Source organism: Thiomicrorhabdus xiamenensis (genome assembly GCF_013282625.1).
Classification (GTDB): Bacteria; Pseudomonadota; Gammaproteobacteria; order Thiomicrospirales; family Thiomicrospiraceae; genus Thiomicrorhabdus; species Thiomicrorhabdus xiamenensis.
Genome location: NZ_CP054020.1, coordinates 1,351,991 through 1,371,137, shown reverse-complemented (window position 1 = coordinate 1,371,137; position 19,147 = coordinate 1,351,991). Strand labels below are relative to the sequence as shown.

The 19,147-nt window shown below is 46.0% G+C and carries 19 protein-coding genes; 14 read left to right on the top strand and 5 right to left on the bottom strand.

What is annotated here, in order from left to right; translation table 11 throughout:
* Nucleotides 1–19: 19 nt before the first annotated feature.
* The 5 genes from tilS to HQN79_RS06290 all read left to right on the top strand — a co-directional run bounded on the left by tilS (nucleotide 20) and on the right by HQN79_RS06290 (nucleotide 6,021).
* On the top strand, nucleotides 20–1,486 hold the full coding sequence (tilS, locus tag HQN79_RS06310) for a tRNA lysidine(34) synthetase TilS (protein WP_173285100.1): 1,467 nt from the start codon (nucleotides 20–22) through the stop codon (nucleotides 1,484–1,486).
* Nucleotides 1,487–1,679: 193 nt separating this feature from the next.
* Nucleotides 1,680–3,314 (top strand): CTP synthase, encoded by a 1,635-nt coding sequence (locus HQN79_RS06305; protein WP_173285099.1) that lies wholly within the window; start codon nucleotides 1,680–1,682, stop codon nucleotides 3,312–3,314.
* Between the two features lie 4 nt (nucleotides 3,315–3,318).
* Nucleotides 3,319–4,161 carry a 3-deoxy-8-phosphooctulonate synthase gene (kdsA, locus tag HQN79_RS06300; RefSeq protein ID WP_173285098.1) on the top strand — a complete coding sequence of 281 codons (843 nt, stop codon included), beginning with the start codon at nucleotides 3,319–3,321 and terminating at the stop codon, nucleotides 4,159–4,161.
* Nucleotides 4,162–4,304: 143 nt separating this feature from the next.
* Nucleotides 4,305–5,585 carry a phosphopyruvate hydratase gene (gene eno / locus HQN79_RS06295; protein ID WP_173285097.1) on the top strand — a complete coding sequence of 427 codons (1,281 nt, stop codon included), beginning with the start codon at nucleotides 4,305–4,307 and terminating at the stop codon, nucleotides 5,583–5,585.
* Between the two features lie 79 nt (nucleotides 5,586–5,664).
* Nucleotides 5,665–6,021 carry an FtsB family cell division protein gene (locus tag HQN79_RS06290; RefSeq protein ID WP_173285096.1) on the top strand — a complete coding sequence of 119 codons (357 nt, stop codon included), beginning with the start codon at nucleotides 5,665–5,667 and terminating at the stop codon, nucleotides 6,019–6,021.
* 129 nt (nucleotides 6,022–6,150) lie between these two features.
* Here HQN79_RS06290 and HQN79_RS06285 read toward each other — a convergent pair whose 3' ends face one another.
* Entirely contained in the window at nucleotides 6,151–6,696 is a 546-nt protein-coding gene (locus HQN79_RS06285) for a Smr/MutS family protein (protein ID WP_173285095.1), read from the bottom strand.
* Between the two features lie 92 nt (nucleotides 6,697–6,788).
* On the opposite strand from HQN79_RS06285, the gene surE reads away from it, so the two are divergent.
* The 4 genes from surE (at nucleotide 6,789) to HQN79_RS06265 (ending at nucleotide 9,811) form a co-directional block, all read left to right on the top strand.
* Nucleotides 6,789–7,562, top strand: coding sequence for a 5'/3'-nucleotidase SurE (gene surE, locus HQN79_RS06280; protein WP_173285094.1), 774 nt, complete (start codon nucleotides 6,789–6,791; stop codon nucleotides 7,560–7,562).
* A 5-nt stretch (nucleotides 7,563–7,567) separates the two neighbouring features.
* Nucleotides 7,568–8,272 (top strand): protein-L-isoaspartate(D-aspartate) O-methyltransferase, encoded by a 705-nt coding sequence (locus HQN79_RS06275; protein ID WP_173285093.1) that lies wholly within the window; start codon nucleotides 7,568–7,570, stop codon nucleotides 8,270–8,272.
* Nucleotides 8,269–8,850 carry a YqaA family protein gene (locus tag HQN79_RS06270; RefSeq protein ID WP_173285092.1) on the top strand — a complete coding sequence of 194 codons (582 nt, stop codon included), beginning with the start codon at nucleotides 8,269–8,271 and terminating at the stop codon, nucleotides 8,848–8,850. The genes HQN79_RS06275 and HQN79_RS06270 overlap by 4 nt, the downstream gene beginning before the upstream one ends.
* 169 nt (nucleotides 8,851–9,019) lie before the next feature.
* The gene (locus tag HQN79_RS06265) at nucleotides 9,020–9,811 is read left to right on the top strand and encodes a M23 family metallopeptidase (RefSeq protein ID WP_173285091.1); all 792 of its coding nucleotides are present in this window, start codon (nucleotides 9,020–9,022) and stop codon (nucleotides 9,809–9,811) included.
* Nucleotides 9,812–9,901: 90 nt separating this feature from the next.
* On the opposite strand, the gene HQN79_RS06260 is transcribed toward HQN79_RS06265, so the two are convergent.
* On the bottom strand, nucleotides 9,902–10,282 hold the full coding sequence (locus HQN79_RS06260; RefSeq protein ID WP_173285090.1) for an Mth938-like domain-containing protein: 381 nt from the start codon (nucleotides 10,280–10,282) through the stop codon (nucleotides 9,902–9,904).
* Nucleotides 10,283–10,526: 244 nt separating this feature from the next.
* Between HQN79_RS06260 and alaC the strand changes: the two genes are divergently transcribed.
* The 5 genes from alaC (at nucleotide 10,527) to HQN79_RS06235 (ending at nucleotide 16,460) form a co-directional block, all read left to right on the top strand.
* Complete coding sequence (gene alaC / locus HQN79_RS06255; RefSeq protein ID WP_173285089.1) at nucleotides 10,527–11,723, top strand: alanine transaminase; 1,197 nt, start codon at nucleotides 10,527–10,529, stop codon at nucleotides 11,721–11,723.
* A gap of 32 nt (nucleotides 11,724–11,755) precedes the next feature.
* A complete protein-coding gene (locus HQN79_RS06250; protein WP_173285088.1) occupies nucleotides 11,756–13,066 on the top strand; it encodes a homoserine dehydrogenase in 1,311 nt (436 codons plus the stop codon).
* 70 nt (nucleotides 13,067–13,136) lie between these two features.
* Nucleotides 13,137–14,180: a hypothetical protein gene (locus tag HQN79_RS06245; RefSeq protein ID WP_173285087.1), complete on the top strand. Its 1,044-nt coding sequence runs from the start codon at nucleotides 13,137–13,139 to the stop codon at nucleotides 14,178–14,180.
* 128 nt (nucleotides 14,181–14,308) lie between these two features.
* Nucleotides 14,309–15,784, top strand: coding sequence for a threonine synthase (thrC, locus tag HQN79_RS06240; protein WP_173285086.1), 1,476 nt, complete (start codon nucleotides 14,309–14,311; stop codon nucleotides 15,782–15,784).
* A gap of 331 nt (nucleotides 15,785–16,115) precedes the next feature.
* Nucleotides 16,116–16,460, top strand: coding sequence for a hypothetical protein (locus HQN79_RS06235; protein WP_173285085.1), 345 nt, complete (start codon nucleotides 16,116–16,118; stop codon nucleotides 16,458–16,460).
* A gap of 339 nt (nucleotides 16,461–16,799) precedes the next feature.
* Here HQN79_RS06235 and arsC read toward each other — a convergent pair whose 3' ends face one another.
* From arsC to xseA, 3 genes are read right to left on the bottom strand one after another with little or no spacing between them, the layout of a single operon-like run.
* Nucleotides 16,800–17,162: an arsenate reductase (glutaredoxin) gene (arsC, locus tag HQN79_RS06230; RefSeq protein ID WP_173285084.1), complete on the bottom strand. Its 363-nt coding sequence runs from the start codon at nucleotides 17,160–17,162 to the stop codon at nucleotides 16,800–16,802.
* Nucleotides 17,163–17,205: 43 nt separating this feature from the next.
* Nucleotides 17,206–17,418, bottom strand: a complete 213-nt coding sequence (xseB, locus tag HQN79_RS06225) for an exodeoxyribonuclease VII small subunit (RefSeq protein WP_238843326.1) — start codon at nucleotides 17,416–17,418, stop codon at nucleotides 17,206–17,208.
* Nucleotides 17,419–17,475: 57 nt separating this feature from the next.
* Nucleotides 17,476–19,131, bottom strand: a complete 1,656-nt coding sequence (xseA, locus tag HQN79_RS06220; protein ID WP_173285082.1) for an exodeoxyribonuclease VII large subunit — start codon at nucleotides 19,129–19,131, stop codon at nucleotides 17,476–17,478.
* Between the last annotated feature and the right edge of the window lie 16 nt (nucleotides 19,132–19,147).

Below are 19,147 nucleotides of genomic sequence, written 5' to 3'. Positions count from 1 at the left end.
TTTTTCTTTCGTTTAATCTATGTCCGATTACCCTGCAGCGTCTTACTATTGCATTCATAACGCCAACCTATCGGACGAGAGCCTGTTGCACGATGATCGCGGATCGATCAGCGCTGCTTTTTCGCAAAGCGTGCATTCTCTTCTTCGTAAAACCGATCTGACAAGCCCGTCACTGGTTGTTGCATTGAGTGGCGGTCTTGATTCGGCTGTGCTGCTTCATCTCTGTTCGCAATTATCCATTCCGTGCCGTGCCGTGCATATTAATCATCAGTTGCAATCCCATTCGTCAGGCTGGCAAGCCTTTTGTCGCGATTTATGCCGGCAATGGTCGATTCCTTTTAAATCGATTAATGTTTGTATTACCTCTCGTAATCGTCAGGGGTTGGAGGCTGTAGCACGTCAAGCACGCTATCAGGCATTGTTTTCCGATCTTGCCGAGAACGAGGTCCTGTTGACCGCGCACCACGAAAACGATCAGGCGGAAACTTTTTTACTGAACAGCCTGCGGCAAACCGGAATCGGTGGTTTGTCCGCCATGCCCGAAATTCAACGAAAGCGGCAGAAATGGTTACTCAGGCCTTTATTGACTTTTTCCCGAAATGACTTGAGTGCCTACGCCAAAGTCGAAAACCTTCAGTGGATCGAGGATCCAAGTAACGCAGACTTAATGTTTCGTCGTAACTGGCTGAGACGGAAGATTGTGCCTGAACTGCAACAAGAAGTTCCCGGTGCGGTACATAACCTTGCGGAAACTGCCAAAAACGCTCAGGAAAGCCAAGATCTGCTTGAACGTTTAGCTCGACTGCAGTTGCAACCCGAGCTTGCAACGGCACTGTACCTGGAAAAACATCCAGAGCTGGATTGGCCGGAACATAAGAATCTAGTGCAATACTGGCTTAAGCATCTTGCGGGGAATAAAATTCTTGTCAATCGCGTGCATTTTGCATGGCTCGAACAATACTGGTATCGGCCGTTTACCGGAAAGAATCACCGGCTTGCTTATAAGTTACCGCAAGGGCTTGAATTTAGAATCTACAAAGATCGGCTGTATCTGCTCAAGGAGCCTGAAACAAAGGCGTTTAATGCTTCAGTATTTAGCGCTGCTTTATTGTCGCCGGGCACGAAAGTCGAGTCGCGCTGGTGCTTTTGGGGGTCTGGGCAGCTTAATAGGGCGCCGCAGGTTGCGGATATTCGTCCTTTGTCCGAGGTGAAAACACACAGCGCATTCCCGTTTTCCAAGAAAGATCTGAAGAATTTTTTTCAGGAGCAGAAAATCCCTTACTGGGAAAGGATAGACTGGCCGGTATTGGTTTCGCGTGAATATATGCATGAGTCTAATAGCGATGAAAACGGTTTTAGCGTGCTGGGATTAAGAAAGTCATCGGGCGATAACTGTAATCTCGGCGGCTTCGATCAGGTTGCATTATGGCAATGGCTGGGCTTGCTTTCCGAAGGCATGGAAATTCCGCTGCTCGACAACAGTTAAGAGTTCGCAAGTGCGTTTGAAAATGCGTTAATAAGCGATAACGTCAACCCGTTTGCGCAAATAAGCTTTTTTACGGCGCTTTTTTGGGAAACGCATTGCTGAATACGCACTTATAGGCTATAATGCGCTTCCATTCTGATGACTCAAATACTTAATTCTTTAAGTTCTTTTTTTCTTCAAAAAGTGACCCTAGATGACAAAATATATCTTTGTAACAGGTGGTGTTGTATCCTCGCTCGGTAAAGGGATTGCAGCCGCTTCTCTCGGTGCTCTGTTGGAAGCACGCGGCCAAAAAGTCAGCATGTTAAAAATGGATCCGTATATCAACGTAGATCCTGGCACCATGAGTCCTCTTCAGCATGGTGAGGTTTTTGTAACCGATGATGGCGCCGAAACCGATCTCGATCTGGGGCACTATGAACGTTTTGTTCAGCGTCATTTTACCCGTCGCAACAGTTTCTCCACCGGCCAGGTTTATGAGACGGTAATCCGTAACGAGCGTCGCGGAGACTATCTGGGTGGAACCGTACAGGTGATTCCGCACATTACCGATGAAATCAAAAATCGCATTAAATCGGCTGCGGCCGGTTATGACGTTGCACTGGTCGAGGTCGGTGGAACGGTCGGTGATATCGAGTCTTTGCCTTTTCTGGAAGCGATCCGTCAGTTGAGTATCGAAGTCGGTCGTTCCAACGCGCTGTTTATGCACCTGACGTTGTTGCCGTATATTGCTGTGGCCGGTGAAGTTAAAACCAAGCCTACGCAGCACTCCGTTAAAGAGTTGCGCTCTATCGGTATACAGCCGGATATCCTGATCTGCCGTTCAGAAATGGCGCTCGAGGAAAGTGAAAAACGTAAAATCGCGCTCTTTACCAATGTGGAAGAGCGTGCAGTTATCAACTCGTTGGATGCGCGTACGATTTATGAAGTACCGCGTATGTTGCATGAGCAAGGATTGGACAATCTTGTTGTCGAACGCTTGAATATTCAGGCTCCGGACGCAGATCTTTCCGATTGGGATGAAGTTGTACATGATCAGTTGAATCCGGAACAGTCTGTTGAGATCGCAATGGTCGGTAAGTATGTTGATCTCACCGAAGCGTATAAATCTCTGATTGAATCCCTGATTCATGCCGGTATTCACAGTCGTACCAAGGTGAATATCGACTATATCGACTCTGAAGAGCTGGAATCCGGAGACCTTTCTGTACTGAACGGTAAAGATGCGATTCTGGTTCCGGGCGGTTTCGGTGAACGCGGTGTTGAAGGTAAAATCAATGCTATCCAATTCGCTCGCGAAAACAAGATTCCTTATTTAGGTATCTGTCTGGGCATGCAGATGGCGGTTGTTGAATACGCGCGCCATGTTGCCGGTCTTGAAGGCGCGCATTCAACCGAATTGAATGCAAAAACTCCGCATCCGGTTGTTGCGTTGATTACCGAGTGGACCGATGAGGATGGTAATGTTGTCGAGCGTGACGAGCAGACTGATCTTGGCGGAACTATGCGTCTTGGTGGTCAGAACTGTCAGTTGGAAGCGGGCAGCAAAATTGCTGAAGTTTACGGTGCTACGACCATTCGCGAGCGTCACCGCCACCGTTATGAAGTCAATAACGGTTATATTTCACGTCTTGAGAATGCAGGATTGCGTTTCGCGGGTCGTTCAGAAGACGGTGAACTGGTTGAAACTGTTGAAATTGCCGATCATCCATGGTTTGTGGCTTGCCAGTTCCACCCTGAATTCACCTCTACGCCGCGTAAAGGACATCCGTTATTCGGCGCATTTGTGAATGCAGCGAATGAATACCGTAAAGGGAAAAAAGGTTAAAAATATGCAGCTATGTCATTTCGAAGCAGGTCTGGATAAGCCTCTTTTTCTGATTGCAGGTCCATGCGTCATTGAATCCGAAGAGATGGCGTTGGCAACAGCGGCCTCTCTGAAGGAATTGACCGATGAACTGGGTATTCCGTTTATCTATAAGTCTTCTTACGATAAAGCGAACCGTTCATCGACCAAAAGTTTCCGTGGATTAGGGATCGAAGAAGGATTGCGCATTCTGCAGAAAGTAAAAGACGAAATCGGCGTACCGGTTCTTACTGATGTCCATGAAGATACCCCTTTGGATGAGGTAGCTTCGGTTGTTGATGTTATGCAGACTCCGGCGTTTCTGGTTCGACAAACCAACTTTATTCAAAATGTCTGCCGCCAGGGACTACCGGTCAATATTAAGAAGGGGCAGTTTCAAGCGCCTTGGGATATGGATCAGGTTGTCGCTAAAGCCCGTGAGGTCGGCAATGAACAGATTATGGTCTGCGATCGTGGTACTTCTTTCGGCTACAATACGTTGATCTCAGATATGCGCGGTTTGGCACAGATGCGCAGTACTGGTTGTCCGGTCGTTTTCGATGCGACGCATTCGGTTCAGCAGCCGGGTGGTCAGGGTACGACTTCCGGCGGACAGCGTGAAATGGTTCCGGTTCTGGCACGTGCTGCAATTGCAGCAGGTATTTCAGGCGTCTTTATGGAGACACACCCGGATCCGAAAAATGCCTTGAGTGATGGCCCGAACATGTGGCCTTTAGGCAATTTGAAACCACTCCTTGAAACCATGAAAGAACTGGATCAGGTGGTTAAAAAGCACGGCTTTATTGAAAACAGCCTGCTGGACATTTAGTCATTCAAAGATCAAAAGCCCTGAATTTATTCTTATAATTCGGGGCTTTATTTTGAAACTTCATTAAAATGTCATCATAACACCTTAAAATTGATGGATTCATTCAAGAGTTTTTAGATTTACATTAACTTATAGGAAAAACAATGTCATTAATTAAAGATATCAAAGCACGTCAGGTTATTGATTCTCGCGGGAACCCAACCGTAGAGGCGGACGTGATTCTTGAAGACGGCTCAAAAGGTCGTGGTATTTCTCCTTCCGGTGCTTCTACCGGTTCTCGCGAAGCAATCGAATTGCGCGATGGAGACAAATCTAAATTTGGTGGCAAAGGCGTACTGAACGCTGTAAACAACATCAATACAGAAATTAAAGCTAAATTGATCGGTATGGATGCAACCGATCAGGTCGCTATCGATAAAGCGATGATCGAACTGGACGGTACCGAAAATAAAGGGCGTCTTGGTGCAAACGCTATTCTTGCGGTTTCCATTGCAACTGCTCAAGCAGCAGCGCAATCTAAAGGTCTGCCACTTTACGCTTACCTGAAAACCGATGATTACAAAATGCCGGTTCCTATGATGAATATCATCAACGGTGGTGAGCATGCGGATAACTCTGTTGATTTCCAAGAGTTTATGATCATGCCGGTTGGCGCGCCAAGCATGTCTGAAGCAATCCGTTACGGTGCGGAAGTATTCCATGCCCTGAAAAAAGTTCTTTCTGACAAAGGTTACAATACAGCAGTTGGTGACGAGGGTGGTTTTGCACCTGACCTTAAATCTAACGAAGAAGCGATCACTGTTATCCTGGAAGCAATTGAAGCAGCCGGTTATAAAGCGGGTGAAGATATTATGATCGCAATGGATGCGGCGTCTTCTGAGCTTTACAACGATGGTACTTACTTCTTGAAGTCAGAAAACAAAACTTTAACTTCAGCGGAAATGGTTGACCTTCTTTCTGAGTGGGTAACTAAGTACCCAATTATCTCGATCGAAGACGGTCTGGACGAATCTGACTGGGATGGCTTCAAGCTGCAAACAGAAAAAGATGGCAAGCGTCTACAGATCGTTGGTGATGACCTGTTCGTTACCAACCCTAAAATCCTTGCTGAAGGGATCGAGAAAGGGATCGCGAACTCTATCCTGATCAAAATTAACCAAATCGGTACTTTGACGGAAACCTTCGAAGCGATTGCTATGGCTAAGAAAGCGGGTTACACAGCGGTAGTTTCTCATCGTTCAGGTGAAACAGAAGATACTACGATTGCGGATATCGCAGTTGCGACAGGTTCAGGTCAAATTAAGACCGGTTCTCTATCTCGTACCGACCGTATCGCCAAGTATAATCAGTTGATTCGTATCGAAGAAGAATTGGGTGCGGAAGCGGTTTACCCTGGTAAAGACGCTTTTTACAACCTGAAATAAATAACGCGAATTAATCGGTTATTGATCTATCCTGTCGAATACGGGATAGATAATGAAGCCACGTTTTAAGGAGATTAGGATGAAATTAAAATACTTTAATTACCTCTTGATCTTTTTAAGCGTGGTTTTTCTTTTGCGTTTACTGTCATCCGACGGTGGTTTTAGCGATTATCTGCAGGCGAAACAACAGCTTAACGAGATTGATCGAACGCTGGCCGACCAGCAGCAGCAAAACAGCCTTCTGAAACAGGAAGTCAACGAATTGCAAACTTCCGATGAAGGGATCGAAACCATTGCACGTCAAGTGCTCGGGATGGTTAAACCAAACGAGGTCTTTATCGAAGTAATTCCACTGGCTCCAATTACCATTCAGAATGATTCTGAAGACGAATCCTTACAGAAGGATGGTCCGCGCGACAGCGATCAAAGTTCCTGATTTAAACCTGGTTCACTTCTGTACACGAAATCGTGTCAATCTATTCTATTCAAAAGTCGTTTTTCACGGCATTGTTTACGTTTTAAATTTTCTCAAAAAGCATCTTTAACTTTTTGATTCTAAGGATTTTTAGGATTTAAGAAGGATGTTTACCGCTCCAACGCCGCCGTCTTTTTCTGCAGCACTGCTAAATGCAATGACCGGACGACACTGACGTAATACCTGGTTTGTCAGGTTTTTCAGTACCGGAAAATCATTTTCCGAGTTGTAGCCTTTACCGTGAATAATGCGGATGAAACGCAACTTTTGCGCTATGGCATCCGCCAGAAACCGGTTTAAAAGGATTTCGGCCTGTTCTTCGGTATTACCATGCAGATCCAGTAGCGCCTGAACCGCAAAATCGCCGTTTTTCAAACGATTGATTTCACGCAGTTGGACGCCTTTCTGTGAATACAACAATTTGTCAAAGGCGCCGACTTTGGAAAAAATCTGCTTTCGATCCAACTCCAGTTCCGGATGCGTTTTTTGCATGCGTTTCCTTTTACTGTCTCTGAGGAGGCGCTTGCTTTTGGCGATCTGTTCTTCCCGGTCATAAGACTCGATTTTATTCGACTTTTTCAGAGGGGTAACATCGCTCATTGCTGCGGCGAAAAGGTCTTGGTCGTCATTGCTCATAATTTCAAGAAACTTTTATTGGGTTATTTTGCTAAAGCCTGCCGGTATGGTTTATATTATTAGGCTGAAATTTAAGACGTATTGTAAACTGAATGAAAATTCTTATCTCGAATGATGACGGCCATTTCGCCCCCGGCATTCAAACCCTCTTGCAGAGTTTGCAAGGGCATCCGACTATTCAATCCCTGACTCTGATCGCTCCGGATCGTAACCGCAGCGCGGCAAGTAATTCTCTGACTCTGGTTAATCCTTTACGTCTCCATCTGGTTAAGCAGGATGACGAAAAGAATACAACTCAGTACAGTGTTAACGGTACTCCGACAGACTGTGTTCATCTGGGGGTTAACGGTGCGCTCGGATTTCAACCGGATATGGTCATTTCCGGAATTAATGCTGGGGCGAATATGGGAGACGATGTGCTTTATTCCGGCACGGTCGCGGCGGCAACGGAAGGGCGTTTTCTTGGCAAGCCATCGATTGCGATATCGCTTTGCGGCGAAACTAATTTTGATAGTGCGGCACATTATTTTTTAAGAATTTTCAATGACTTGGCCGATATAGAGTTGGCGTCCGATACGATCCTTAATATTAATATCCCAGACCTCCCTCTTGAGCAGATAAAAGGATTTAAGGTAACCCGTCTGGGACGCCGTCACGCTTCGGAGCCAGTCGTTAGTCAGTTAGATCCTCGAGGACTGCCTATCCACTGGATTGGTCCGGCCGGCAGTGCGGCAGACTCTGCTGAAGACACCGATTTTTATGCCGTCGAGCATGGTTACGTCTCCATTACGCCGCTGAAGATTGACTTAACGCATTACCAGGCGCTGCAAAATCTCAAGGCATGGGCGGACAGGATTTCAGATTGACCTTTATGCAGCAGAATCCAGATCAGAGAATCCAGTTCGAAATTTGTCGCCAATATGATGGTGTCGGAATGACCTCGCCGCGTAAACGCCAAAAACTGATTACCCAGCTGCAGGCGCAGGGCGCCTTAAAGACGACAAAAGTCGCGGATGTTATGAATATGATCCCGAGGCATCTCTTTGTTGACCCGGCTTTCTCCCATCGTTCCTACGAAGATTGTGCATTACCTATCGGTCATGAGCAGACAATTTCCCATCCCTCCACTGTGGCGATTATGACCGAATGGTTGTTGTCGGACGCCAACAACCCTGTGCGCAAGGTTCTTGAAATCGGTACCGGTTCAGGCTATCAGACAGCGATCCTGTCGGCTTTGTGTGACAAGGTCTACACCGTTGAGCGTATTCCCGATTTAAGTCGTCAGGCACAGGAAAAATTACAGCAATTACAGGCAGGTAATGTCGAGTTTTTTACTGCGGACGGTCACTGGGGATTACCTGGCTATGCACCGTTTGACGCTATTATTTCCGCGGCGTCTCCGGAAACACTTCCGTACGAACTGGTCGAACAGCTGAAAATAGGCGGCCGCCTTGTTATGCCCATCGGTTCGCATCCACAACATCTGTATGGTTTTATCCGCCATCAGGACCGACTGGAGCAGGTCGCTCTCGGTGATGTCTCGTTTGTTCCAATGCGTAAAGGAGTTGCGCAATGAAAATTTTTACGCCACTGTACGATAAGGTTTTACAGTGGGCTGCTCATCCTAAAGCAACCCGCTATCTGGGCGGAATGAGTTTTGCCGAATCATCGTTTTTTCCGGTTCCCCCCGATGTAATGCTGATGCCGATGAGCCTGGCCAAGCCGCAACAGGCTTTTTATTTTGCATGGATCGCCACGTTGTTTTCCGCACTCGGCGGCCTGCTGGGTTACGCGATCGGCTATTTTGCGATGGATATGATTCAGCCTTTGATTGTCGAACTGGGCTATCAGCCTAAGCTGGATGCCGCACAAGCTTTTTTTGATCAGTATGGAGTCTGGGTCGTTTTTATAGCCGGGTTCAGTCCGATACCTTACAAGGTCTTTACTATATCGGCCGGGGCCAGTGCCATGGCATTGTTACCGTTTATTATTGCTTCTCTAGTCGGACGGGGTGCACGTTTTTATCTGGTCGCAGCCTTGATGCGTTGGGGTGGCGCTTCCTTTGAGCCGGTTATCCGTAAGTGGGTCGATTGGATCGGTTGGGCGCTGGTTGCGCTTATTGTGCTGGCAATCGGCTGGCACTATCTCAAATGATGTTTTTGTCCAGCTAATACATTTACTGCCGGCGCTATCATGCACACTTAAAGGCTTCGAGACTCTATTTTGGCGTCCTATGGTTGCAATTGGTTGCTGAATTACTCATGATTAGAGTCCTAAACGATTCGTAACGATTAAACCAATACAAAAAATATTTCGGTTCATTATGGAAACCTATCTGAAAAAAAATCTCCCGTTGATTGCTGTTGTTTCGATTTCGTTGTTACAGCTTCAGGGATGCAGTTCGCCACTTAAATATGACCCTTCAGCTCGTGACGACGGTAGACCGGCTCCAGTGCTGAAAAGCCAACCGGTAAGCGGCGCAAATTCCTGTTCGAGTGTCTATATTGTAAAACCCGGCGATAGCCTGAGCCGGATTGCCGAGAAATGCCAGGTGCCACTCACGCTTCTACAGGAAGTTAATCACATCAGCCGTGCTGACCTGATTTACGTGAATCAGGAGCTGAAAATCCCTTATTCAGATAATGCGTCAGCTTACGACTCATCTATCAATACGGATAATAGCGTCAATACCTATCATGTCAGTCGTGAACCGGCTTATTCCGAAGACTTAAGTGCCGATTCAGTTAAGCAATGGTCCTGGCCGATGAGTAAACAGACGGATTACCGTTTTATTCGTGACGAACATGGCATCAGCGCTCTGGAAATTTACGGTTTTATCGGCCAGAAAGTGTATGCAATGGCAGATGGAGAAGTGGTTTTTGCCGGCGATGGCATTACCGAGTACGGCAATATGATTATGCTCAAACACCCGGACGGTAAATTATCCGTCTATGCACACAATCAGCGATTGTTGGTGAAAAAAGGGGATCAGGTACGCTCAGGGGCGCAGATTGCGACTATGGGATCGACTGGCCTTACCGACAAGCCTAAGCTGTACACTGAAGTTCGTTATCACGGGCAGAAGATTTCAATCAAAAAAGTTTTGGGTGAGTGAAAGTTGAGTTCAGTGGGCGAAAGGGTTTAATCTTTTGGTTTTCAAAGGGGCGCGCTTAGTTGCCAGGTGGCTTGCCCCTTATAAGCGTGTTTAATCCGCGTTCTTGAAAATCAGTGCCAGAGCGACATCACGATCCTCGGTAGTAATTACATTAAAGGTTCTGCAGGCGGCATCGTTCGCCATGACCTCCAGTCCAACGCCTTTACCGGCACAATGTGCAAACAGGGAAGGGTGCGGAAAAACCTGCTGTTCTCCTGTACCCAGAATAATCACCTCGGGTTGCGTCTGTAAAATCTCATCTAACAATGCTGTCGTCAGCTGTTCGATATGTTCGACCGGCCAATCCGGATAGACTTCATGTTGGTTTAAAAACAGACTGTGACGGTATTCGTCGGCGTTGATTTTCACCAGGCCGGGTTCGTAGTGTTTTACCACATTGATATTGGAGTCGCGGTGCTCTGTAAATTTCATAATGTTGGCCCTGAATTTAGTGAATGAACAGCGATCTCTGTACAAAGTGCGCAGAGGTCTGTTTTAAATGCTGATTGGCCGTTATTAAAGCCGATTCGGCATGGATTTTCAATTGACGAAAAATCAGGATGCTGTATCATTATCGTTTTACTTTAAACCCCTCTTTTTAAGCATGTCTGAGTGGTTAACCGATCCCTGTGATCCAAGTTGGCTGACTCAACAATTGAGTAGAAGGCATACTTTCGTGGCAGACGAATTTCAAAGAATCAAAAGACTCCCTCCATATGTATTTAACATAGTCGGCGAACTGAAGGCGGAAGCCCGTCGTCGCGGCGAAGACATTATCGATTTCGGTATGGGTAATCCTGATCAGGATACGCCAAAGCATATTGTCGATAAACTGATCGAAGTGGTGCAGCGTGAAGGCACGCACCGTTATTCGGTTTCACAGGGGATCCCTCGTCTGCGCAAAGCGATCTGTAACTGGTACAAAGACCGTTACGACGTCGACCTTAATCCGGATAGCGAAGCGGTTGTGACCATCGGTTCGAAAGAGGGGTTGGCTCATTTAGCATTGGCTACCGTGGATAAAGGCGATACTGTTCTGGTTCCGAATCCGGCTTATCCGATTCATCCGTACGGTTTCGTCATTGCCGGTGCCGACATCCGCCATGTACGCATGACGCCGGACACAGACTTCTTTGAAGAATTGGAAAAAGCGATCAAAGACAGCTGGCCGAAGCCGAAAATGCTGGTACTTAACTTTCCAGGCAACCCAACGACCGACACCATCGAGTTAGACTTTTTCGAGCGTGTTATCAAAATTGCTAAAGAGCACAATATCTGGGTCATCCATGACTTGGCTTATGCGGACATCGTCTTTGACGGATACAAAGCGCCGTCAATTATGGAAGTGGAAGGGGCCAAAGACATTGCGGTCGAATTCTTTACCTTATCCAAAAGTTACAATATGCCAGGCTGGCGCGTCGGCTTTATGGTCGGTAATCCGGATCTTGTTCATGCGCTTAAACGCATGAAGTCTTACCTTGATTATGGAACTTTTACACCGATTCAGGTTGCCGCTATTGCCGCTCTGGAAGGGCCACAAGATTGTGTTCATGAAATCTGTGAGATGTACAAGTCACGCAGAGATGTTTTATGCCAAGGTTTGAACGCAGTCGGCTGGGAAGTGACTCCGCCTAAAGCAACCATGTTTGTATGGGCGAAAATCCCTGAACCATATCGCGAAATGGGCTCTCTGGAGTTTTCCAAAAAACTGCTTAAGGAAGCGAAAGTCGCGGTTTCTCCGGGTATCGGTTTCGGAGACTACGGTGATGACCATGTACGTTTCGGTTTGATTGAAAACGAGCACCGTACCCGTCAGGCGATTCGCGGTATCCGCGACATGTTCCGCAAAGACGGCCTGATTAAACAAGATTAAAAAACAATATTAAACTAGGATCCAACCACATTATGAAAACCTATAAGATCGGTCTTTTAGGGCTTGGTACAGTCGGCGGCGGAACCGTCAACATTCTGCAAAATACCCTTAATGAGATTGAGCGCCGTTTAGGACACACGATTGAAATCAGTATTATTGCTGTCCGTGACCTGAATCGCGCACGTCCGGTGGATACTACCGGTATTCAGATGACCGAAAACCCTGAGGATGTCGTTAATCATCCTGATGTGGATATTGTTGTTGAATTAATGGGTGGTACCGGGCTGGCCAAGGAGTTGGTCAGTCAGGCGATCCGTAATGGTAAGCATGTTGTTACCGCCAACAAGGCGATGATTGCCGAATTCGGTAATGAATTGTTCGCGCTGGCCGACGAGAATAATGTCATCGTAAACTACGAAGCGGCCGTTGCCGGCGGTATTCCGATTATCAAGGCGTTACGCGAAGGCTTGGCGGCGAATAAGATCGAATGGCTGGCCGGAATTATTAACGGTACGGGGAACTACATTCTTACCGAGATGGAAGAACCGGATGCCGACTTTGACAAGGTGTTGAAGGTTGCTCAGGAACTCGGGTATGCCGAAGCGGATCCGACGTTCGATGTCGAGGGAATCGATGCTGCGCACAAGTTGACCATTTTGGCTTCTATTGCGTTCGGTATTGAGCTGCAATTCAATAAAACCTATACCGAAGGTATCAGTCGCATTACGGCCGAAGATATCCATTTTGCCGACCAGTTCGGTTATAAGATTAAGCACCTTGGTATTGCCAATCGTACCGAAAATGGTTTCTCGCTACGCGTTCATCCGTCATTGGTCAAAAAAGATGTCTTGATCGCTAACGTTAACGGCGTAATGAACGCGGTCATGGTAAAAGGCGACCATGTCGGTCCGACTATGTATTATGGACCGGGTGCCGGTGCCGGGCCAACGGCCAGTGCGGTTGTCGCAGATATTATCGATGTGATCCGCGCGCAGTCGATGACTGTCGAAGATCGTATTCCTGGACTTGGATTTAAAGCGGATCAACTTGCACAGGCTCCGGTTGAGTCGATCGATGAAATTCATTCGGCTTACTACTTGCGCTGTTTTGCTAAGGATAACGCCGGTGTTCTGGCGCAGATTACGACCAAATTGGCCGAGCTGGAAATTAATATCGAACATTTACATCAGGAACCGTCGGAAGAAAACCCTGACGACGCCACTTTGGTCATGCTGACCGAACAGGTAAAAGAATCCAAACTTAATCAGGCGCTGGAAGCCTTGATTGCACTTGAAGTGGTTGATTCCGAAATTCAGCGTATTCGTATTGCCGATCTGGGTTAACTAAACAGATTACAGGTGAAGCTTATAAGCCAGTGATATCGCTGGCTTTTTTATTTAAAGGTTCTTGTTTATGCCAGCGACACAATCTTTAACCCTATGGATCCCCGGGCTTCTGCATCCACAGCGTATCGATGAGGCTCAAGATGCTCTGAAATCGCTTGAGTTACCGCATTTGCAGAAGTTATTAAGCAGGGCGGATTACCGTTTATCAAAGCGGCGCGCTTTTGAAGCTCAGGCCTGTTATCTTTTTCATCAGACGGAAAAACTGCCCAGCGCCATTACACGGGCTGCCGTACTGGTTCCAGAAGCGTTTGAGAACGGGATTGAGGAGTTTTGGTTAAGTGTCGATCCGGTACAGATGATTCCGGATCGGGATACACTTATCCTTTTTCCGGCTAAGGATCTTGCGATCACCGAAGAGGAATCGCGGGCACTACTGGAAAGTTTTAACCGGCATTTTGCTCAGGATCAGGTAGAACTTCTATATGGACAGGCCGATCAGTGGTTTATGCGTGTCAAGCAGCCGATCGATTTACAGTCGACCGATCTGCACGAAGTTGCTTATCGAAGTGTGACGGACGCATACCCTCAGGGAAATGCCGCCAACTACTGGCGTCAACTGATTAATGAAACTCAGATGCTGTTTTACAGCCACCCGGTTAATGAAGCGCGCCGCAACAAAGGCTTTCCCGAGATCAATAGCATTTGGCCATGGGGTGAAGGTTCGTTGCAGCACAAGATCAAAGAGCGTTCTGCTGCCTGTGTATGTGCCGATAATGTTTATTTGCAAGGGATGGCAAAACTGTGTTGCGCGCGTTCCTGTCCGTCGATGAACGCTTTTGAGCAATGGCAGTCTCAATCGATTAACGGTCACAGCCTGGTTTATCCCGACAATCTTTGTGCAGCGATTCCAAATATGCAATTGGAGGAGTGGTTAACCGCGCTTGAGAATGTCGAAAACGAATGGGCAAAACCAATCGACGAAGCGCTGCGGACAGGGGGCCTTAGCAGTGTGTTTCTGGATTTAGGTGCCGGAAAGCAGTTTTATCTGACAAACCGTAAAATTAAGCGTTTCTGGCGTTGGAAGAAAAATTGGCGGGCGCTTTGCAATTAATCTCGCTGCTAAAGATGGTTTGATTATCGAGCAGCAGAAGCATTTTATAAGGATATTCGGTATAATTCCGCAAATTATTGAATTCTAATCAAAATAACAAAATTTCAGTCTTTTAAATAAGGTAACCCATGAACTTTATTGAAACCCGTGGCAACGACGGTCAAAAACCGAGCAGCATCACTTTTTCTCAGGCTATTTTGAGCCCAATGTCCTCATTTGGTGGTATTTACTCTCCGGAAAGCCTACCGTCATTCGATCAGAAATTCCTGTTAGAGCATGTCGATTCTGGTTATAAGAAACTGGCCAAGGATATTTTGAACTCTTTTGAGGTTGATATTGATGAGTCGGTAATTGATGCGGCACTGGCATTGTATGATGAGTTCGACGACCCAAGCAATCCTGTGCCGGTTGTTAAAGTTTATGACGACCTGTATGTCAGCGAGTTATACCACGGGCCGACTCGCGCCTTTAAAGATATGGCGTTGCAACCGTTTGGTAAAGTCCTGTCTGCCGTCGCTCAGGAACGTGATGAAAAATACCTGATTCTGGCTGCAACCAGCGGTGACACGGGGCCTGCAGCACTTGAAACCTTCAAGAATCGCGACAATGTACAGGTTGCCTGCCTGTATCCGGACGGCGGTACTTCAGATGTACAGCGCTTGCAGATGGTAACCGAAGATGCCGAAAACCTGAAAGTAATCGGTATTCACGGTGACTTTGACGATGCTCAAAGTGCATTGAAAACCCTGCTGGTTTCCGACAAGTTTAAAGATGCTTTGCAAGCGCACAATATTTCGCTTTCGGCAGCCAATTCGGTCAACTTCGGGCGCATTATCTTCCAGACGATTTACCATGTTTACAGTTATCTGGAACTGGTTCGTCAGGGTGCGATCGAAATGGGTGATCAGGTGTATCTGAATGTACCGAGCGGCAACTTCGGTAACGCTTTGGGCGGCTACTATGCAATGAAAATGGGACTACCGGTCAAGCAGATTCATATTGCATCCAACCAGAACAATATTCTGACTCAGTTTATTACCACCGGTGAATATGATCTGCGTGAATCAAAGGTGATTCCGACCACATCACCAGCGATGGATATTTTGAAGTCATCGAATATCGAACGTATTTTGTTTGATCTGTTCGGCGCAGAACGTACTAAAGAACTGATGCTTCAGTTGGATAGCGATAAATATTACAAGTTGAATGCGGATGAACTGGCGCAAGTTCAGGAAATTTTTGCTGCAGATTTCTGTACCGATGATGAAGGGCTGGCATATATCAAACAGGCATTTGAAGTCAACTACCTGATGTGTCCACATACAGCGACTTGTTTCAAAGCGTACGATACTTGCCGTCAGGACAAATCCATCAAAACGATTGCCTATTCGACTGCCGAATGGACCAAGTTCTCTCCGGTAATCGCTTATGCCTTGACCGGTGAAAAGCCGGAGCATGATAAAGAAGCTTTGGAAATGATCGCGCAGAAAGCCGGCGTGCAGATTCCTGTGCAGATTGCGCAACTGTTCGATAAAGCGATTGCTCAGAAAACAGTGGTTAACAAAGAAGAGATTGAGCAGGCAATTTTGGATTTTCTGGAGTAATCAATGCTCAGTCGCCATCAGAGTAGTTAATGTCGCCTGACATTTCTGCTCGCGAAACATGCTATTATCCTAATTAAAAGCGCTCTTGGGTTTATTCTGAACCCGAAGCGCTTTTTTTTTTTGCTAGGAAAAATCCTGTAATCGTATGTGGTTTAGAAGGGTGGTCAATGAGAGTGTGACGATAAAAATAATGGCTGGTAAAGCTTTCTAAGTAACTGAATATAAAAGGAAATAGTTTTATAAGTGTGTGGCTTGGATAAGGTTGACGTGCTATAGACATTTGTGTGTACGTGGTTAAACTGTAAATTTAATCTTCAGGAGGCTGGATGCGATGTGGGTGCAAATTGTTTTCGATTTATTTTACATGCTGGTTACATCTTTGATGATTGGTTATACGTCATCTATTTTATGGGCCTGGTTTTTATTACCACTGAATTTACCTAGAATCAGTCCGTTACAATTTTCAGGCATATCACTTTTAATTACGGTCATATTTACTGGAGTTCGTACTTCGTACAGTCCACAAGATATTGTTTCGATTCAGGCAAATCCGGTGGAATACTATTTAAGCGACTTTATTTCCTTTACAGCGATCTGTGCGTTTACGCTGATTCTGGGTTGGGTGTTTCAGCGGTTTAACGATATCTTTTATCCGGATCATCATTTGGATCGGTAGAGCTTTATGCATTTCCTGTTCAATCCTTAAGTAGCATTCTTTAACTGTTGTAAAAAGAACAAATTAACGCGCACAGGACGCTAGACGTCCTGTTTTAAATTTATTATTTATTATTCGTATAATGTATATTATGTTAAATACAATATTATTATAATTTTCCATTGGTCTGTTTGGCTCCGCTTCTACTCCACTCTCTGCTTTTTAAGAATTAGATTTTTCTCGTCTTGCACAATGACTGGATGAGAACGGTAAAGCGAGCTTTCTTCAATGCATAAAGAGCAAGCCTCATGCTGTTTAGCGAAGCTTGCTCTTGTTTGTCTTGCCGTTAAAGAAAAGTTTTTATGCTATTAATTCGTTAACCTTTTCCGGCGGACGACCAATAACGGCACGGTTACGATACACAATAATCGGACGTTCAATTAACTTCGGATTATCTATTAAAATCTGCAACCACTCTTGATCCGTTTTGTTATCGTCTTTCGTTAAGCCTAACTCTTTAAAAAGCGCTTCGCCGGTACGAATTATTTCAAACGGACGACATGCAAGCATCGAGCAGATTTCAGCCAAGCGCTCTTTTGATGGAGGATTGTCCAGGTAGCGGATTTCTTGAATTTCGTTGTCGGTAAATTTGGATTTGAGAATTTCCAAAGCGCCGCGACTTTTTGAACAGCGTGGATTGTGGTAAATCTCGATTTTAGACATAGTAAGGCCCTGCTTTTTACTTAAACAGTGAATGGATTTAGAATTAAGCGTCCGATTCAGGATTTTGTTCCAGGCGCTGACTGAGCGCCTTTTCAACAGCTTCAATTCGCTCTTTGCAAGCGTGGTATGCTTTACTGGCCTCGTCGACCATTGGAATCAATTGATCAATATCCACTTCTTGGTTGTGGGCAAGCTTGTTGGCGATTTCTTGCAGTTTCTGGTAATTCTGTTGGAAATTTTGATTGTTCTGATCCATCGTCATGTCTCGTCGTAATGTCTTGTTTTATCAGGCTTTATTGCTTGTGAATCCAAGTCAATTCTGGTTTTTATCAACGCTAACGGTGATATTACCATCCTTAAACTGAATCGCTAATTTGTCTTGCTTAAGGGCTTGCTGCTTACTCACGATAGTTTTGCCTTCCTGATCGCTGATGACGGCAAACCCCCTTTCAATCTGCACTTTTGGCCCGGCATTCAGTATCATCGCCATCCAATCCTGCATCTGTTGCTTGCTGGATCGTATTCGGCTATAGGCCTGTTGATTTATCTCTTTTTCAAGGGTGAACAGGCGCTGTTTCTGGCGTTCGACCTGTTGTTCACCGTTCTGTTTTACCTGTTGAATAAGCCAGCTAAGCATTTGTTTTTCTTGGCTGATTTGATTTTGTGCCAGTTGCTCAATCCGGGTAAACGGTATTAAAGTAACCTGTTTCCAATGATTTAGCTTATATTGGCTTTGCTGCTTGACCTGTTGCCATAAGGCTTCACTTTGGCGCTCAAGTCGAATGATTTCTTGCTGTGACACCCTTTGAATACGTAGCCAATTCTGCTGGGCACTCATGGCCTGGGATTGAATCTGCTGCCAGATATAATGAATGACTTTGCTGGGCGTATCAAAACGGCTGTGGGCAACTTCATCAAGAATCGTGTTATCGCGCTCATGACCAATTCCGGTCAAAACCGGTATTGGCATTTCGGTGATCTGTTTAGCTAAACTGTATTCATTGAGTTGATGAAGATCCAGTTTCGCTCCGCCGCCGCGAATAATCACCAAGGCATCGTAGCTTTCATTTTGATGCCGTTGTGTAAATTCTGCAAAAGCCCGCGCAAATTCTTTCTCAACTTGTTCACCTTGAAAGCTGCTGTAGAAGTAGTCAAAGTGGCATAATTTGAACCGGCTCAGTTTATCTGCATCGGCTTGGAAATCGCCTAAACCGGCAGCATTTGGCGGCGCAATGACGGCAATGCGGAAGAAGTCGTTGCTTAATACAAGTTTCTTATTGTTGCCATAGACCCCTTCGGAAACCAGTTTCTGGCGAATGTCCCGGACCTTCTGTTCCAGCTCTCCAAGACTGAAGCTACTGTCGATTTCCTGAATAACCAGTGACAGGCCATATTGTGAATGGAACTGTACTTCGCACAGCATCAACAGCTTCTGCCCGGCGCAGAGTTGCATTTGCGTTTCCTGCTGAAATTTTTGCAACAAATAAGCCGCCTGGCTTTTCCAGATAACCGCTCTGGCATTGGCGATTGAACGTCCGTTTGCATCGGTTTCGTTCAATTCCAGATACTGATGCCCTCTGCGTTCATTAATGCTGCCTACTTCGGCTACAATCCAGTGGCCGCCGGCGAAGTTCTGCCAGATGACTTGTTGAATGCGATTCAGAAATTGAGAAAGTGTCTGGCCTTTTTGAACTTCCGTGTTGTGATCTGCTACGGAATGTTGGTGTGCACTCAGCGCAGCCTGTTCAAAAAAAGCGTTTTGCTGCGCGGGCTCCTGCTTGTGCAGAGGTTGTTGAGTTTTTGCTGTTGGCTCGGTATAAGCCATCTCATTTGTAAGCCATTGAGCAAATTGTGATTTTTGTTCCTGCAACTCTTCAGGGATATACCATTTTCTGGCGATTGGATCCCAACGTGCGCCCAGACTTTTCGCCTGATCTTTTTGAGCAAAAGGAACATTTAGATAAATCATAGTGATAGCTTGCTTT

Bases quoted from the DNA above. Each gene is read 5' to 3' on its own strand.
- tilS (WP_173285100.1), top strand. From the start codon at position 20: ATGTCCGATTACCCTGCAGCGTCTTACTATTGCATTCATAACGCCAAC.
- HQN79_RS06305 (WP_173285099.1), top strand. From the start codon at position 1,680: ATGACAAAATATATCTTTGTAACAGGTGGTGTTGTATCCTCGCTCGGT.
- kdsA (WP_173285098.1), top strand. From the start codon at position 3,319: ATGCAGCTATGTCATTTCGAAGCAGGTCTGGATAAGCCTCTTTTTCTG.
- eno (WP_173285097.1), top strand. From the start codon at position 4,305: ATGTCATTAATTAAAGATATCAAAGCACGTCAGGTTATTGATTCTCGC.
- HQN79_RS06290 (WP_173285096.1), top strand. From the start codon at position 5,665: ATGAAATTAAAATACTTTAATTACCTCTTGATCTTTTTAAGCGTGGTT.
- HQN79_RS06285 (WP_173285095.1), bottom strand. From the start codon at position 6,696: ATGAGCAATGACGACCAAGACCTTTTCGCCGCAGCAATGAGCGATGTT.
- surE (WP_173285094.1), top strand. From the start codon at position 6,789: ATGAAAATTCTTATCTCGAATGATGACGGCCATTTCGCCCCCGGCATT.
- HQN79_RS06275 (WP_173285093.1), top strand. From the start codon at position 7,568: ATGCAGCAGAATCCAGATCAGAGAATCCAGTTCGAAATTTGTCGCCAA.
- HQN79_RS06270 (WP_173285092.1), top strand. From the start codon at position 8,269: ATGAAAATTTTTACGCCACTGTACGATAAGGTTTTACAGTGGGCTGCT.
- HQN79_RS06265 (WP_173285091.1), top strand. From the start codon at position 9,020: ATGGAAACCTATCTGAAAAAAAATCTCCCGTTGATTGCTGTTGTTTCG.
- HQN79_RS06260 (WP_173285090.1), bottom strand. From the start codon at position 10,282: ATGAAATTTACAGAGCACCGCGACTCCAATATCAATGTGGTAAAACAC.
- HQN79_RS06250 (WP_173285088.1), top strand. From the start codon at position 11,756: ATGAAAACCTATAAGATCGGTCTTTTAGGGCTTGGTACAGTCGGCGGC.
- HQN79_RS06245 (WP_173285087.1), top strand. From the start codon at position 13,137: ATGCCAGCGACACAATCTTTAACCCTATGGATCCCCGGGCTTCTGCAT.
- thrC (WP_173285086.1), top strand. From the start codon at position 14,309: ATGAACTTTATTGAAACCCGTGGCAACGACGGTCAAAAACCGAGCAGC.
- HQN79_RS06235 (WP_173285085.1), top strand. From the start codon at position 16,116: ATGTGGGTGCAAATTGTTTTCGATTTATTTTACATGCTGGTTACATCT.
- arsC (WP_173285084.1), bottom strand. From the start codon at position 17,162: ATGTCTAAAATCGAGATTTACCACAATCCACGCTGTTCAAAAAGTCGC.
- xseB (WP_238843326.1), bottom strand. From the start codon at position 17,418: ATGGATCAGAACAATCAAAATTTCCAACAGAATTACCAGAAACTGCAA.
- xseA (WP_173285082.1), bottom strand. From the start codon at position 19,131: ATGATTTATCTAAATGTTCCTTTTGCTCAAAAAGATCAGGCGAAAAGT.